This window comes from Acidovorax sp. Leaf78 (assembly GCF_001422735.1).
In the GTDB taxonomy this organism is placed as follows: domain Bacteria; phylum Pseudomonadota; class Gammaproteobacteria; order Burkholderiales; family Burkholderiaceae_C; genus Acidovorax.
The window spans coordinates 192,956-207,312 of the sequence record NZ_LMLZ01000020.1; the positions used below are offsets into that span (position 1 = coordinate 192,956).

At 66.1% G+C, this 14,357-nt stretch carries 14 protein-coding genes; 12 read left to right on the plus strand and 2 right to left on the minus strand.

What is annotated here, in order from left to right:
• The first annotated feature begins 73 nt into the window (after positions 1-73).
• The 5 genes from ASF16_RS12530 (at position 74) to ASF16_RS12550 (ending at position 4,643) form a co-directional block, all read left to right on the plus strand.
• Positions 74-412, plus strand: a complete 339-nt coding sequence (locus ASF16_RS12530; RefSeq protein WP_056167380.1) for a YegP family protein — start codon at positions 74-76, stop codon at positions 410-412.
• A 91-nt stretch (positions 413-503) separates the two neighbouring features.
• Positions 504-1,988: a metalloprotease TldD gene (gene tldD / locus ASF16_RS12535; protein WP_056167384.1), complete on the plus strand. Its 1,485-nt coding sequence runs from the start codon at positions 504-506 to the stop codon at positions 1,986-1,988.
• Positions 1,989-2,199: 211 nt separating this feature from the next.
• Positions 2,200-2,739 (plus strand): hypothetical protein, encoded by a 540-nt coding sequence (locus tag ASF16_RS12540; protein ID WP_056167386.1) that lies wholly within the window; start codon positions 2,200-2,202, stop codon positions 2,737-2,739.
• A gap of 352 nt (positions 2,740-3,091) precedes the next feature.
• A complete protein-coding gene (locus ASF16_RS12545) occupies positions 3,092-4,213 on the plus strand; it encodes a 3-deoxy-7-phosphoheptulonate synthase (protein WP_056167390.1) in 1,122 nt (373 codons plus the stop codon).
• A gap of 118 nt (positions 4,214-4,331) precedes the next feature.
• Positions 4,332-4,643, plus strand: a complete 312-nt coding sequence (locus ASF16_RS12550) for a hypothetical protein (RefSeq protein WP_056167392.1) — start codon at positions 4,332-4,334, stop codon at positions 4,641-4,643.
• Between the two features lie 144 nt (positions 4,644-4,787).
• Here the strand turns inward: ASF16_RS12550 and mpl are convergent, their stop codons facing one another.
• A complete protein-coding gene (gene mpl / locus ASF16_RS12555) occupies positions 4,788-6,215 on the minus strand; it encodes a UDP-N-acetylmuramate:L-alanyl-gamma-D-glutamyl-meso-diaminopimelate ligase (protein ID WP_056167397.1) in 1,428 nt (475 codons plus the stop codon).
• A 341-nt stretch (positions 6,216-6,556) separates the two neighbouring features.
• Between mpl and ASF16_RS12560 the strand changes: the two genes are divergently transcribed.
• The 7 genes from ASF16_RS12560 to ASF16_RS12590 all read left to right on the plus strand — a co-directional run bounded on the left by ASF16_RS12560 (position 6,557) and on the right by ASF16_RS12590 (position 13,592).
• Entirely contained in the window at positions 6,557-7,156 is a 600-nt protein-coding gene (locus tag ASF16_RS12560; protein WP_056167400.1) for a hypothetical protein, read from the plus strand.
• The gene (locus ASF16_RS12565) at positions 7,153-7,734 is read left to right on the plus strand and encodes a TlpA disulfide reductase family protein (protein ID WP_056167402.1); all 582 of its coding nucleotides are present in this window, start codon (positions 7,153-7,155) and stop codon (positions 7,732-7,734) included. The genes ASF16_RS12560 and ASF16_RS12565 overlap by 4 nt, the downstream gene beginning before the upstream one ends.
• A 148-nt stretch (positions 7,735-7,882) precedes the next feature.
• Complete coding sequence (gene accB / locus ASF16_RS12570; protein WP_056167405.1) at positions 7,883-8,335, plus strand: acetyl-CoA carboxylase biotin carboxyl carrier protein; 453 nt, start codon at positions 7,883-7,885, stop codon at positions 8,333-8,335.
• 7 nt (positions 8,336-8,342) lie between these two features.
• Positions 8,343-9,692 (plus strand): acetyl-CoA carboxylase biotin carboxylase subunit, encoded by a 1,350-nt coding sequence (accC, locus tag ASF16_RS12575; protein ID WP_010466452.1) that lies wholly within the window; start codon positions 8,343-8,345, stop codon positions 9,690-9,692.
• 214 nt (positions 9,693-9,906) lie between these two features.
• Positions 9,907-10,809, plus strand: coding sequence for a 50S ribosomal protein L11 methyltransferase (gene prmA, locus ASF16_RS12580; protein ID WP_056167408.1), 903 nt, complete (start codon positions 9,907-9,909; stop codon positions 10,807-10,809).
• Between the two features lie 53 nt (positions 10,810-10,862).
• A complete protein-coding gene (locus tag ASF16_RS25480; RefSeq protein WP_082516902.1) occupies positions 10,863-12,644 on the plus strand; it encodes a zinc-ribbon and DUF3426 domain-containing protein in 1,782 nt (593 codons plus the stop codon).
• Between the two features lie 51 nt (positions 12,645-12,695).
• Positions 12,696-13,592, plus strand: a complete 897-nt coding sequence (locus ASF16_RS12590) for a carbohydrate kinase family protein (protein WP_056167411.1) — start codon at positions 12,696-12,698, stop codon at positions 13,590-13,592.
• A gap of 232 nt (positions 13,593-13,824) precedes the next feature.
• On the opposite strand, the gene ASF16_RS12595 is transcribed toward ASF16_RS12590, so the two are convergent.
• Positions 13,825-14,277, minus strand: a complete 453-nt coding sequence (locus ASF16_RS12595) for a histone (protein WP_369817148.1) — start codon at positions 14,275-14,277, stop codon at positions 13,825-13,827.
• Between the last annotated feature and the right edge of the window lie 80 nt (positions 14,278-14,357).

A 14,357-nucleotide genomic window follows, 5' to 3' on the forward strand; every position in this document is an offset into this window, starting at 1 on the left:
TGCTGCGGCAAGCGGGTACAACGCGGCTGGCGGTCCCCGCATTTCTTGGCCTGTGCAACCGGAGGGCATCCCCATGGCGGCGAAGTTCGAGCTGAAGAAGTCGAAGAACGACAAATTTGTGTTCAACCTGCTGGCCACCAACGGCCAGGTCATCCTGACCAGCGAGATGTACGAGTCCCGTGCCAGTGCGCTCAACGGCATCGAGTCCGTGCGCAAGCACGCGCCGCAGGGCGGCCGGTTCGGGCGCCTGAGCGCCAAGGACGGATCGCCTTATTTCACCCTCAAGGCCGGCAACGGACAGGTCATCGGTCAAAGCCAGATGTACGCCGGGGCCAAGGCACGGGATGCGGGCATCGAGTCCGTGCAGGCCCATGCGCCCGAGGCGGGTGTGGACGACCAGACGGCCGCCTGACGGCAGTTTTGCGCAGGCGTCTTGCCGGGTCCGCGCAGGGGCTTGTGCAGCGGTGCCGTGCAGTGCGGGGCGGCGCGCCTAAAATGCCCTGATGACTCTCCGCACCTCCACTGCCGCCCCCCAGCGCGCGGCGACCAGCCAGCGCATCGATGTTGCCCGCGAACTGCTGCTGACGCCGTTCGGTCTCGATGAAAGCCACCTCGCCCGTGCCCTGGCCGAGATCCGCACCCACCAGGTGGACGATGCGGACCTGTACTTCCAGTACACGCGCAGCGAAGGCTGGAGCCTGGAGGAGGGCATCGTCAAGACCGGCTCGTTCAGCATCGACCAGGGTGTGGGCGTGCGGGCCGTCAGCGGTGAGAAGACCGCGTTTGCGTACTCGGACGACATTTCCGAGGCGTCGCTGCTGGATGCCGCGCGCACCGTGCGGTCGATTTCGGCTGCATCGCGCTCTGGTAAAGCACGGGTAGCTCCTAAAAAGGTAGCGGCAGGCCGCAGCCTGTATCCGGGCGTGGACCCGATCGCCTCGCTCGACAGCACCGCCAAGGTGGCGCTGCTGGAGCGGCTGGAGCAGCGCGCCCGCGCCAAGGACCCGCGCGTGGCACAGGTCATGGCGGGCCTGGCCAGCGAATACGACGTGGTGCTGGTGGCCCGCGCTGATGGCACGCTGGCGGCCGATGTGCGCCCGCTGGTGCGGCTGTCGGTGACGGTGATCGCCGAGCAGAACGGCCGCCGCGAGGTGGGCTCTGCCGGCGGTGGCGGCCGCTTCGGCCTGGCGTACTTCGACGACGCGCAGATGAACCAGTACGTGGACGAGGCCGTCAACGCGGCGCTGGTGAATCTGGAATCCCGCCCCGCGCCCGCTGGCGAGATGACCGTGGTGCTCGGCCCCGGCTGGCCCGGCATCCTGCTGCACGAGGCTATCGGCCATGGGCTGGAGGGCGACTTCAACCGCAAGGGCTCGAGCGCGTTCAGCGGCCGCGTGGGCCAGCGCGTGGCGGCCAAGGGCGTCACTGTGCTGGACGACGGCACCATCGCCGACCGCCGCGGTTCGCTCAACGTGGACGACGAAGGCAACGCCAGCCAGCGCAACGTGCTGATCGAAGACGGTATCCTCAAGGGCTACATCCAGGATTCGCTCAACGCCCGCCTGATGGGCGTGGCGCCCACCGGCAACGGCCGCCGCGAGAGCTATGCGCACATTCCCATGCCGCGCATGACCAATACCTACATGCTGGGTGGCGACAAGGACCCCGCCGAGATCGTTGCCAGCATCAAGAAGGGCCTGTACGCCACCAACTTCGGTGGCGGCCAAGTGGACATCACCTCGGGCAAGTTTGTGTTCTCTGCCAGCGAAGCCTACTGGGTCGAGAACGGCAAGATCCTGTACCCCGTGAAGGGCGCCACCATCGTCGGCAGCGGCCCGGAGTCGCTCAAGAAGGTCACCATGATTGGCAACGACATGCGCCTGGACAGCGGCGTGGGCACCTGCGGCAAGGAAGGCCAGAGCGTCCCGGTGGGGGTGGGCCAGCCCACGCTGCGCCTGGAAGGACTGACGGTGGGCGGCACGGCCTGAGGCCTGAGGCCTGACCTGGGTTCCCGGGCTGTGCCATTCAGCACGGCCCAGGCTGTCGGCTGATCGGAACTGAGTAGAACGGATCAGAACCAATCAAAACTGAGCGCAACCAATCGGCAGCACAACGCTGCGGTGTTGCAAGCGCCACCATTGGTGGGTACGGGATGCATAAATTGCGCGGGCCCTCCTTGGAGCAGCGCAAAATGTCGCCATGCCCGCCACGCTCCCGAGCCAGCAGTTGACCCTTCAGTCGTTTGGCGACATCAGCCGCTTTCTGCGCGAGGGGGTGGCCGATGAGGAGTCCCGCCAGCTGCGCGACAGCCTGGGCGCACTGTCGAGCCAGATCGACGAGGCCGTGCGCACCCGGCGCACCAGCAGCGACACGTCAGCCATCATGCAGCGCGTGGTGAGCCTGGCGCAGTGCGCGCGCGAACACCAGCTGTTCCTGACCGGCCTGGGGTCGGCCTGGCATGCCTTGTACGAGTTCGGCGCCTACCAGCGGGCCCTGCGCGAGCTGCGCAATGCCATCGCCCACTGGCAGCAGATGCTGGAGCGCCGCAGCGCCAAGGAACGTGCGGGGTTCGACCATTTCGAGCTGCTGGCCTGGCGCACGCTGGGGGAGGCGCTGCTGCTGATCGACATGTACGAGCACCACAGCGATCCGCCCAGCGATTTGTCCGATGTCGAGCGGCGGGACAAAGTGCCTGCGCTGCAGCGCGTGCGGGAGTGGTTTCGCCGGTGGCGGCGCTGAACAGGCCTGCCCTTGCAGGCACTCCCCACCAACCCGCTGAAGCCGCGCTGAAAACGTGTGCCGCGCGCCCTCTGGCGCGGGCTCTGGCGCACCGCCCTGTTGTGCGGCTGCAACGCACACCGCTTGCTGCACTGCCGCGCTCCTGTGCTACATTGCCTTCCATGCAAGTTCGCAGCGCGTTTTATTTTTGGTTTTTTATCTCAGTCCCCGGCGGATGAGAGGCTAACGCGCAAGCACACACAACCTCCCCATACCAACCGCCGACGCTGCAAAGCCCGGCGGTTTTTGTTTTTCCAGCCCCCTGTTTTTCCCTTTCTTCACCCAACCAACGACTCCACGAGGAAGCAGCACCATGACGGTCTCCAACACCCCCACCAGCGATGCCTGGTACCGCAGCGTCGAGAAAACCAGCCAGACCGACGACGAACGTATCAAGGACATCACCGTGTTGCCTCCTCCAGAGCACCTGATCCGCTTTTTCCCCATCAGCGGCACGCCGGTGGAATCGCTGATCACCCAGACCCGCAAGAACATCCACAACATCATGGCCGGCGAGGACGACCGCCTGCTGGTCATCATCGGCCCCTGCTCCATCCACGACCCGGCCGCCGCGCTCGAATACGCCCGCCGCCTGAAGGTGGCGCGCGAGCAGTACAAGGACACGCTGGAGATCGTGATGCGCGTGTACTTCGAGAAGCCCCGCACCACGGTGGGCTGGAAGGGCCTGATCAACGACCCCTACCTGGATGAAACCTACCGCATCGACGAAGGCCTGCGCATCGCGCGCCAGTTGCTGATCGACATCAACCGCCTGGGCATGCCGGCGGGCAGCGAGTTCCTGGACGTGATCTCGCCCCAGTACATCGGCGATTTGATCAGCTGGGGCGCCATCGGCGCGCGCACCACAGAAAGCCAGGTGCACCGCGAACTGGCATCGGGCCTGTCTGCGCCCATCGGCTTCAAAAACGGCACGGACGGCAACATCCGCATCGCCACCGATGCCATCCAGTCTGCAAGCCGCGGCCACCACTTCCTGTCGGTGCACAAGAACGGCCAGGTCGCCATCGTCAACACCAACGGCAACAAGGACTGCCACGTCATCCTGCGCGGCGGCAAGGCCCCCAACTACGACGCCGAGAGTGTGGCCGCCGCCTGCAAGGATTTGGAGGCCGCCAAGCTGCCCGCCACCCTGATGGTGGACTGCAGCCATGCCAACAGCAGCAAGCAGCACCAAAAGCAGATGGACGTTGCGCGCGACGTGGCCGGCCAGATCGCGGGCGGCTCGCGCAGCGTTTTCGGACTGATGATCGAAAGCCACCTCACGGCCGGCGCGCAGAAGTTCACGCCCGGCAAGGACGATGCGGCAGCACTGACCTACGGGCTGAGCATCACCGACGCCTGCCTGGGCTGGGATGATTCCCTGCAATCGCTGGCCGAACTGTCGAACGCTGTGGTTGCGCGCCGCGCGCGTTGATCGAAGCTGCAAGGGCAAGGGGCAGGCCGCGGGCCGTGGCCCTAAACTGATGGCCGTGGGGCCGGTGCACGGGCACTAGCCCCCCACGGCCCCGGTTTCAGAAGAAAGGCAACCCACCATGCACAGCGAAGTCTCCGTCCGTCTGGCCGGCAACCAGGAATTCCGCATCGATTTGAAGAACGCCGAGCCCATGGGCCACGAGGCCGGCCGGCGCTGGCTGGATGAGCAGTTCACCGTGCTCGATTGCGAGCCACTGCGCGCGAGCGGCAAGGTGCTGCTGGCCGACAAGGTGCTGACCGTGGCGCGCGCCGCAGGCGAGAAGCTGCTGGCCGACCCGGCCTGGCTGCAGGACTTTGCGCGGGCAGCTACCGCTGCGCTGGCCAAGCCGGTGGTGCGCGTGGACGTGCCCGCGATGGCCGTGACGTTCTGATGCCGGGCTGCCACCCCGCGGCGGGGTGTGCCTTGATCTGCAAGGCGGCCGGTGTGTGGTCAACGCATCGCACGCCTGGAGTGTGTTGAGGCGAGGATTTAGCAGTAAAAACCGCTCTACCGCTCGTCCAACAAGCGCTAGCAGCTATTTATTTTGTAGCGCCTGCAACAGCTTGGCGTGGATACCGCCGAACCCCCCGTTGCTCATGCACACGATGTGATCGCCCGGCCTTGCGGCTTCGGCAACCTGCTGCACCAGGGTGTCGATGTCTGCGGCCGTCTGGGCGCGCTGCCCTGGGCCCACGCCCAGCGGCGCCAGGGCTTGTGCAGCGTCCCAGTCCAGCCCTGCGGTGTGGCAGAACGCCAGATCGGCCGGCTCCAGAGACCACGGTAGCTGCGCCTTCATGGCGCCCAGCTTCATGGTGTTGCTGCGCGGCTCGAACACCGCCAGGATGCGGGCATCGGTGCCGCCGATGCTGCGGCGCAGACCGTCCAGCGTGGTGCGGATGGCCGTCGGGTGGTGCGCGAAGTCGTCATACACCGCGATGCCGCGCACGGTGCCGCGCAGCTCCATGCGCCGCTTGACGTTCTGGAACGCGCCCAGCGCCAGCGCCGCCTGCTGCGGGCCCACGCCCACATGGTGCGCCGCGGCGATGGCGGCCAGCGCGTTGAGCTGGTTGTGCACGCCGGTCAGGCCCCACTCCACGCGCGCGACCTTCTGGCCCCGGTGCAAGACGTCGAACGCATGGGGCGCTCCGTCGGCGGAGAAATCGCTCACCGCCTCGCCGAAGCTGCTCACCTCGCTCCAGCAGCCCTTGTGCAGCACACGCACCAGGCTTTCTTCCAGCCCGTTGACCACCACGCGGCCCGACGGCGGCACGGTGCGCACGAGGTGGTGGAACTGCCGCTCGATCGCGGGCAGGTCGTCAAAGATGTCCGCGTGGTCGAACTCCAGGTTGTTCAGCACCGCGGTGCGGGGGCGGTAGTGCACGAACTTGCTGCGCTTGTCGAAAAAGGCGGTGTCGTACTCGTCCGCCTCGATGACGAAGAGCGGGGCCTCGCCCAGCGCCGCGTTGCCCGGGGCAGGGCGCCGGGCAGCGCCCAGACGGGCCGACAGGCCGAAGTTGAGCGGCACGCCGCCGATCAGGAACCCGGGCTGCTGGCCTGCGCTGTCCAGAATCCACGCCAGCATCGACGTGGTGGTGGTCTTGCCATGCGTGCCGGCCACAGCCAGCACGTGCCGACCCTGCAGCACGTGCTCGGCCAGCCACTGCGGCCCGCTGGTGTAGGGCAGGCCGGCCTCCAGGATGGCTTCCATCAGCGGAAATTTCGCCGTTCCGTCCGGCAAGCGGGCACGGCTGACCACATTGCCTACCACGAACATGTCCGGCTTCAGGGCCAACTGGTCGGCGCCGAACCCTTCGATGAGGTCGATGCCCAGCGCGCGGAGCTGGTCGCTCATGGGCGGGTAGACGCCTGCGTCGCAGCCGGTGACCTTGTGGCCCGCCTCGCGCGCCAGCGCAGCAAGGCCGCCCATGAACGTGCCGCAGATGCCCAGTATGTGTATATGCATGGGCGCAGATTCTAAGAGCGTGCCCAGGGTGCCCTGGCAGTGGCGGCGTGCATGGGCATGTGGTGGGCGCGACCTGGCTGCAGCAGGCGCAGGCGTCGGGCCAGTGCAGAGGCGGGCGGCAATGGCGCCGGGATGGCATGGGCGTTGACCCGACGCTGCGCAGGGTGCATATGTGAAGTGAAAATTGCCCCTGCCGCTCATGTGTATTGCGCTGAAAGCTATAAAAATAGGAGCATCTGCCGGGAATGCGCCCCATCCCGCCACGTCCAAGGGTCAACCCTCACCCCGGGCGGCACTTGGAGCCACAATGCAGTGGTGTCCTTCTTCCATCCTTGCCTGCCATGCACACACCTCTGAGCGAAGAAATCGCACACACCACGGCCCGGCTGGTGGTGGAAGAAGGCCTGGAGTGGGGGCCGGCCAAGCGCCGGGCGCTGCGCCAGATGGGCTTGCCCGCCCGGACGCCGCTGCCGGATAACGACCTCGTCGAGGCGGCAGTGCGCGAGTACATCGACCTCTTTTGCGCCGACACCCAGCCGCGCGAGTTGTTGGCGCTGCGGCAGCTGGCGCTGGTGTGGATGGAGCGCATGGCGACGTTTCGCCCGCACCTGGCCGGGGCCGTCTGGCACGGCACGGCCACGCGGCTGTCGGATATCTACATTCAATTGTTCTGCGATGACTCGAAATCTGCAGAAATAGCGCTCATCGACCACCATGTGGACTACGAGCCGCGCACGGTGACCGGGTTTCATGGCGAGTCCGTGGAGGCCCTGAGCCTGGGCAGCAAGTCGCCTGAGCTCAACGAAATGATCGGGGTGCACCTCATGGTCTACGACCTGGACGACATGCGCGGCGCGCTGCGGCCCGACTCCAAAGGCCGTGTGCCGCGTGGCGACATCGCTGCGGTGCGCCGGCTTCTGCAGGAAAATGCCGCTCCATGAACGCACCGCAATCGCCAGATTCCCCTTTGCCGGCAGCCGCGGCACACCTCCCGTCGCCCGCGCGCCGGCGCATGTTGTATGCGGGCGTGGCGGGCGCTGCAGCACTCGGTGGCGCGGGCCTGGCCTGGTGGAAGTTCCAGCCGCACGCCATCGACAGCGGCGCCGAGCAGGCGCTGTGGACGCAGGAATTCGAGCGGCCCGAGGGTGGAACGCTGGCTTTGCAGTCCTTGGCAGGCAAGCCTCTTCTGCTGAACTTCTGGGCCACGTGGTGCCCGCCGTGCGTGGAAGAGCTTCCCATGCTCAATGCGTTTTACCGTGAACAGGCCGCCAATGGATGGCAAGTGCTGGGTTTGGCGATCGATCAACCCTCTGCGGTACGCAAGTTTTTGGCACGCATTCCGCTGGAGTTTCCGGTCGGGCTGGCGGGCCTGGGCGGGACGGAGCTCGGCCGTTCGTTGGGTAACCTTACGGGGGGCTTGCCCTTCACCGTGGTGCTGGGTAGCAACGGGCGGGTGCTGCACCGTAAAATGGGGCAAGTCACACCGCAGGATCTGCAGCTCTGGTCCGCGCTGCGCTGAACTTTTTGGCTGATATCCATGCCGCCGGGGAGGGTAGGTACTGCAAATTGTCAGCAGAAGTTCATGAAAAATAACTGTGGAAGACGGTGATAGGGTGAAATTGGAGTAAATTCGCGCCCTATTCAGTTTTATAGCCGTTGGAGCTTCCATGGATCTGCGAAAACTCAAAACCCTCATCGATCTCGTGTCCGAGTCGAACGTGTCCGAACTCGAAATCACTGAGGCCGAGGGCAAAGTCCGCATCGTCAAGAGCGGTGGCGCGGTCGTTCAGCAATACGTGCCGGCCCCTGTGCAAGCCCCCGCCCCTGCACCTGCCGCAGCCGCTGTGGGCGAGCTGCCCGCCCCGACCGCCGCAGCAGCGCCTGCGGGCCACATCGTCAAGTCCCCCATGGTGGGCACGTTCTACCGCTCGTCCAGCCCGGGCGCCAAGGCCTTTGTCGAAGTAGGCAGCCAGGTCAAGGAAGGCGAGACCATCTGCATCATCGAGGCCATGAAGATCCTGAACGAGATCGAGGCCGACAAGTCGGGCACGGTCACCCGCATCCTGGGCGAAAACGGCCAGGCCGTGGAATACGGACAGCCGCTGTTCGTGATCGAATAAGGCGCTCATGTTCAAGAAGATTCTTGTTGCCAATCGCGGCGAAATTGCCCTGCGAATCCAGCGCGCCTGCCATGAGCTGGGCGTGAAGGCGGTGATGGTCTACTCCGAGGCCGACCGCGACGCCAAGTACGTCAAGCTGGCGGAAGAAGCGGTGTGCATCGGCCCCGCCCCGTCCCCGCTGTCCTACCTCAACATGCCGGCCATCATCTCGGCCGCCGAGGTGACCGACGCCGAAGCCATCCACCCCGGTTACGGCTTCCTGTCCGAGAACGCCGACTTTGCCGAGCGCGTGGAAAAGAGCGGGTTCCAGTTCATCGGCCCCACGCCGGACAACATTCGCACGATGGGCGACAAGGTCTCGGCCAAGCAGGCCATGATCCGCGCCGGCGTGCCCTGCGTGCCGGGGTCCGAAGGCGAGCTGCCCGATGACCCGGTGCAGATCCGCCGCATTGCCAAGGCCGTGGGCTACCCCGTGATCATCAAGGCCGCCGGCGGTGGCGGCGGCCGCGGCATGCGCGTGGTGCACACCGAAGCCGCCCTGGTCAATGCCGTGCAGATGACCAAGGCCGAAGCGGGTGCCGCGTTCGGCAATCCTGCGGTGTACATGGAGAAGTTCCTCCAGAACCCGCGCCACATCGAGATCCAGATCCTGGCCGACAAGCACCGCAACGCGGTGTACCTCGGCGAGCGCGACTGCTCCATGCAGCGCCGCCACCAGAAGGTGATCGAAGAGGCTCCGGCCCCGGGCATTCCCCGCAAGCTGATCGAAAAGATCGGCGAGCGCTGCGTGGCCGCCTGCAAGAAGATCGGTTACCGCGGTGCGGGCACGTTCGAGTTCCTGTACGAGAACGGCGAGTTCTACTTCATCGAGATGAACACGCGCGTGCAGGTGGAGCACCCGGTGACCGAGTGGATCACGGGCGTGGACATCGTGAAGACGCAGATCATGGTCGCCGCGGGCGAGAAGCTGCCGTTCACCCAGCGCCAGATCGAGATCCGCGGCCATGCCATCGAGTGCCGGATCAACGCGGAAGATCCCTACAAGTTCGTCCCATCCCCCGGACGCATCACCACCTGGCATCCGCCGGGCGGCCCGGGCGTGCGGGTGGATTCGCATGCGTACACCAACTACTTCGTGCCGCCCAACTACGACTCGATGATCGGCAAGATCATCGTGCACGGCGATACGCGCGAGCAGGCCCTGGCCCGCATGCGCACGGCGCTGAACGAGACGGTGATCGAAGGCATCAACACCAACGTGCCGCTGCACCGCGAGCTGATGGTGGACGCCAAGTTCATGGCCGGCGGCACCAACATCCACTACCTGGAAGAGTGGCTGTCGCAGCACAAGCGCTAGGCAGGCGGGGTACAACCCGCTGAGTCGCGTTGCGCCTTCCCCTTCTCTCGAACTACTGCGCAGGTTGGGAAGGGGGACACCTCCAGCTGGCAAGTTCTGTGCGCTGTTCAAGAGCCATGGTTTGTGCCGGGCTGTTGCTGGCGCGGCAATGGTTGGTTTACATGCTGGCCTCTGGCAACGGGGGCCGGCATTTCATTTTTTCTGAGAGTCGCCCATGTTTGAGCTCAGCCTGATGTGCCCGGAAGACAGTATCGAAGCGGTCAGCGACGCGCTGGACGCGCTGGATGCGCTGTCGGTATCGGTGGAAGACGCCGACGCGCAGACCGATGCCGAGCAGGCGCTGTTCGGCGAGCCCGGCATGCCCCCGCCCAAGGACGGATGGCAGCGCAGCCGGGTGGTGGCACTCTTCCAGACCGAGACTGGAGCCCATGAGGCGCGGGATCTGTTGGCCGTACAGGACTTCTTCGAAGGCTGCCAAGTGCTGGGTGTCGCCAAGGTCGAAGAGCAGGACTGGGTGCGGCTCACGCAGTCGCAGTTCGCGCCGGTGGACATCACGCCCGATTTCTGGATCGTGCCCACCTGGCATGAGCTGCCCGCCGAGGCCAAGCGCAGCATCCGCCTGGACCCCGGCCTGGCCTTTGGCACCGGCACCCACCCCACCACACGCATGTGCCTGCGCTGGATCGCGCGCCACGGCGCCACCGACGCGGCCCAGGGCAACCCGCTGGGGCGTGTGCTCGACTACGGCTGCGGCTCCGGCATCCTGGCCATCGGCGCCGCCAAATTCGGGGCTACCGACATCGACGCGGTCGACATCGATCCCGCTGCCGTGGAGTCCACCGCCCTGAATGCGGCCGCCAACGAAGTGGTGTTGCACGCAGGCTTGCCGGACAAGGCGAAGGGCCAGTACCAGACGGTGCTGGCGAACATCCTGGCCACCCCCCTGCGCGTGTTGGCCCCTTTGCTGTGCGGGCACGTGGCCGTCGGTGGCCACCTGGTGCTGGCTGGCATCCTGGCGCGGCAGAGTGAGGAGCTCAAGGAGGCGTATGCCCCATGGGTTCAGCTGGAGGTGTCGGACACCGAGGACGGCTGGATCCTGATGACGGCCCGGCGCTGAGCTTGCCGCTTGCCCGTGGTGGGTCGGTACCGCGCCCCTACAATCGCCCGCAGATGAGCCAGATCACCCGTTGCCCGTCCTGCGCCACCTCGTTCAAGGTGGTGGCAGACCAATTGCGCATTTCGGAAGGATGGGTGCGCTGCGGCCAGTGCAAAGAAGTGTTCGATGCGGCAGCCCACCTGCTGCCCGCGCCGCCCCCGCCGCTGCTGCCCGATGTCTCCCTGACGGATGTGCGTCCGCCCCCGGCCCCGGTGGTGCGCAAGCCGGACACAGGGCGCGCGTGGGCCGGCACGGCTCCTGTAGCGCCACTGCCTACCGCTCCCGCTCCCTCCGTGACAGTGCCGGCGGCGCCGTTGTATGCGGCGCAGGATTTTTCGTTGTTCCCGGCGGATCCTTTGGACGATGCGCATGCGGTCGTAGGCGTAGGCTTGGGTGTGGATGCCGGTGCTGCTCTGGCCTCCGCCGATGCGCCCGACGTACCCGACATAACCGATACACCTGAATTTCCTGCTGTCCCCGAGATGCCGGAGCAAGTGCTTGCGGTGCCAGAAGCGGCCGTCCCGGCATTTCTGGCGGCAGGTAGCACCACTGGCCAGCGACAAGGCGAAGATCTTCAGCTTGAGCCTCTCACGCCATTTGGCTGGCGCACCCGCCAAGGCGCAGCCACCCAGAAGGCCGCGGGGTCTGCAACCGAAGCGCACGCTCTGCCTGCACCTGCCGTGCCGGCAGACCCCATGCCGTCAGCGGCCCGCATCGATGTGGCGTCGGCGTCGCTCCCTGCAGCAGTGGTCATCGGGGCCAGATCCACACCTGTCGGGGCCAGTGAGGCGGCGATTTCACCAGTGCCCCTGGTGCCTGCCGTACCCTTGCCCGCGGGCTACGAGCTGCCCTTTGCAGATCTTCGCGACGACGAAGATCCGCTCGACATGCCGTCGTTCGAGTCGACGGTGCCTGCCGAGCTGACGCCCCTGGGTTACCCGGCGCTCGAGTTGCCCATCAGGCCTGTGACGGCGCCGCCCGCGCCCGTCGCGCCACCGCGGCTTGCGCCCAGCCCCGAGCCGCACTCTGATGACGTCTTGGCAGTCCCACCATCGTCATCGTCCGCAGCAGCTGTGCAGGTGCAGCACGCTGCACAGGGTTTGCCGTCGGTGGAGTTTGATGCGCCACCTCTGCAACCTGTGCCGCCAAGCCCCGCAGGGCTGGCGTTGGTGGAGGACGATTCCCCCGCTGCGGTGCTACAGGCCAAGCCCCGCAAGGCACCTCGGGCGGAAGCGGACGATGATGATCACGACGCAGAACCGCATGCCGAACCGCATGAAGAAGAGGTGAGCTTTGTTGTGGCCGCACGCCGCAAGGCGTTCTGGCGCAGGCCCGCCGTGCGGGCTGTGCTGGTCGTGGTCGTGCTGCTGGCCACACTGGCGCTGGCATTGCAGGTGGCCGTGCAGGAGCGCGACCGCATTGCGGCGTTGGATGCACGGGCGCGGCCATGGCTGACCAGGCTGTGTGTGCCGCTGCAGTGCGACATTGCGCCACAACGCCAGATCGCTGATGTGGTCATCGACAGCTCTTCCTTCAACAAGGCGCGGGGCGACAGCTACCAGCTCACCCTGGCCATGAAGAGCAAGGCCAGCATTGCGCTGGCGATGCCGGCGGTGGAGTTGACGCTGACCGATGCGCAAGACCAGCCGGTGTTGCGGCGGGTACTGCTGCCTGCCGACATGGGGGCGCCGTCCGAGTTGCCCGCCCGTGGCGAGTGGTCGACCGCGGTGTCGGTGGTCGTGACCACCGGCGGGGCACGTGTGGCCGGATACCGGCTGCTGGCGTTCTACCCCTGAGCCGCCCGAGCAGTCTCTTCTCCCTTTCTTTTTCCAACCTACATCACCGATATGGCTGCCCTTATTTGCGGTTCCCTGGCGTTCGACACCATCATGACCTTCGAGGGCCGGTTTGCCGAGCAGATACTGCCGGACCAGCTGCACATCCTGAACGTGTCCTTCCTGGTCCCGTCGCTGCGCCGCGACTTCGGCGGTTGCGCTGGCAACATCGCCTACAGCCTGAAACTGCTGGGTGGCGAGCCCGTGCCCATGGCCATGCTCGGCAGCGATGGCGCAGAGTATCTGCAGCGCCTGGAAACGCTGGGCATCAGCCAGCGCCATGTGGGCCAGGTGCAGGACACCTACACGGCGCAGGCGATGATCATGACCGACCGTGACAACAACCAGATCACGGCCTTCCACCCCGGCGCCATGATGCAGGCGCATGCCAACCGCATCGAGCCGGATGCAGCGGTGAAGGTGGGCATCATCTCGCCCGACGGCCGCGACGCGATGCTGCAGCATGCGGCCCAGTTCGTGGCGGCGGGCATTCCGTTCGTCTTCGATCCCGGCCAGGGCCTGCCCATGTTCAACGGCGAGGAGCTCACGCGCTTCGTCGAGCAGGCCACGTGGGTCACGGTGAACGACTACGAAGGCAAGATGCTGTGCGACCGCACGGGCCTGTCTCTGGACGCACTCTCGCGCAAGGTGCGGGGGCTGGTGGTGACCCTCGGTGCCGAGGGGTGCGACGTGTGGGTCGACGGTGCCAAGACCCATGTTCCCGCGGTGGCTCCGGCGCAGGTGGTCGACCCCACGGGCTGTGGCGACGCCTGGCGCGGTGCGCTGCTGTTCGGCCTGGAAAAGGGCTGGCCACTTGTGCGCTGTGCGGAGCTGGGCAACCGTGTGGGCGCGCTCAAGATCGCGCAGCGCGGCCCGCAAAACTACACGCTCGACTTCACGCCGCAGTGATGCGGTGATGCAGCAGTGATGCAGGGTGGCCTGTCGCTGATCGATCTGCGCTGATCGATGCTGCGGCGGCCGGCCCTGCGCTTGGCCTTGCGCGGTGCGTGGGCTGGGCATGCTTAATTGCGCAAGCTCTGGACCGCACTAGGCCCAGCGCGTTGCCGATCTTCTCGCCCTGCGTTCAGGCATAAAAAAACCCGGTGCACAGGCACCGGGTCGAGGGCGACGTGCGCCAGTATCAGGGCTTGTTGCCCGTAGGAAATGGCCAGGCTGCCTGAGGGTTCAGCGTGGTCTGTGCAGCAGGCGCTGCGGCCGCAGGGGCAGGGGCCTTGGGGGCTTTCTTGGCGGGCGAAGCCTTCTTGGCAGCAGGAGCTGCCTTCTTGGCGGCGGGTGCTGCCTTCTTYGCTGSCGYTGCCTTCTTGGCCGGTGCAGCCTTCTTCGCTGCTACTGCCTTCTTGGCGGGAGCGGCCTTCTTCGCTGGCGCTGCTGCCTTCTTGGCAGGAGCGGCCTTCTTCGCTGCTACTGCCTTTTTGGCGGGAGCGGCCTTCTTGGCCGGTGCTGCTGCCTTCTTGGCGGGCGCAGCCTTCTTGGCCGGTGCTGCCTTCTTTGCTGCTACTGCCTTCTTGGCAGGAGCGGCCTTCTTCGCGGGGGCTGCCTTCTTAGCAGCGGTCTTTTTCGCAGTTGCCATCATGTTCTCCTTGGGTCAATTTGCAAAGAGCACTTCCTGTCTTCAATGGACAAGAAGCGATCCATGGAGATGGAGGTCGACCC

Coding starts and splice junctions, on each gene's coding strand:
- mpl (WP_056167397.1), bottom strand. CDS start 6,215: ATGCATATACACATACTGGGCATCTGCGGCACGTTCATGGGCGGCCTT.
- tldD (WP_056167384.1), top strand. CDS start 504: ATGACTCTCCGCACCTCCACTGCCGCCCCCCAGCGCGCGGCGACCAGC.
- ASF16_RS25480 (WP_082516902.1), top strand. CDS start 10,863: ATGAGCCAGATCACCCGTTGCCCGTCCTGCGCCACCTCGTTCAAGGTG.
- ASF16_RS12530 (WP_056167380.1), top strand. CDS start 74: ATGGCGGCGAAGTTCGAGCTGAAGAAGTCGAAGAACGACAAATTTGTG.
- ASF16_RS12550 (WP_056167392.1), top strand. CDS start 4,332: ATGCACAGCGAAGTCTCCGTCCGTCTGGCCGGCAACCAGGAATTCCGC.
- ASF16_RS12540 (WP_056167386.1), top strand. CDS start 2,200: ATGCCCGCCACGCTCCCGAGCCAGCAGTTGACCCTTCAGTCGTTTGGC.
- accB (WP_056167405.1), top strand. CDS start 7,883: ATGGATCTGCGAAAACTCAAAACCCTCATCGATCTCGTGTCCGAGTCG.
- prmA (WP_056167408.1), top strand. CDS start 9,907: ATGTTTGAGCTCAGCCTGATGTGCCCGGAAGACAGTATCGAAGCGGTC.
- ASF16_RS12560 (WP_056167400.1), top strand. CDS start 6,557: ATGCACACACCTCTGAGCGAAGAAATCGCACACACCACGGCCCGGCTG.
- ASF16_RS12565 (WP_056167402.1), top strand. CDS start 7,153: ATGAACGCACCGCAATCGCCAGATTCCCCTTTGCCGGCAGCCGCGGCA.
- ASF16_RS12545 (WP_056167390.1), top strand. CDS start 3,092: ATGACGGTCTCCAACACCCCCACCAGCGATGCCTGGTACCGCAGCGTC.
- ASF16_RS12590 (WP_056167411.1), top strand. CDS start 12,696: ATGGCTGCCCTTATTTGCGGTTCCCTGGCGTTCGACACCATCATGACC.
- accC (WP_010466452.1), top strand. CDS start 8,343: ATGTTCAAGAAGATTCTTGTTGCCAATCGCGGCGAAATTGCCCTGCGA.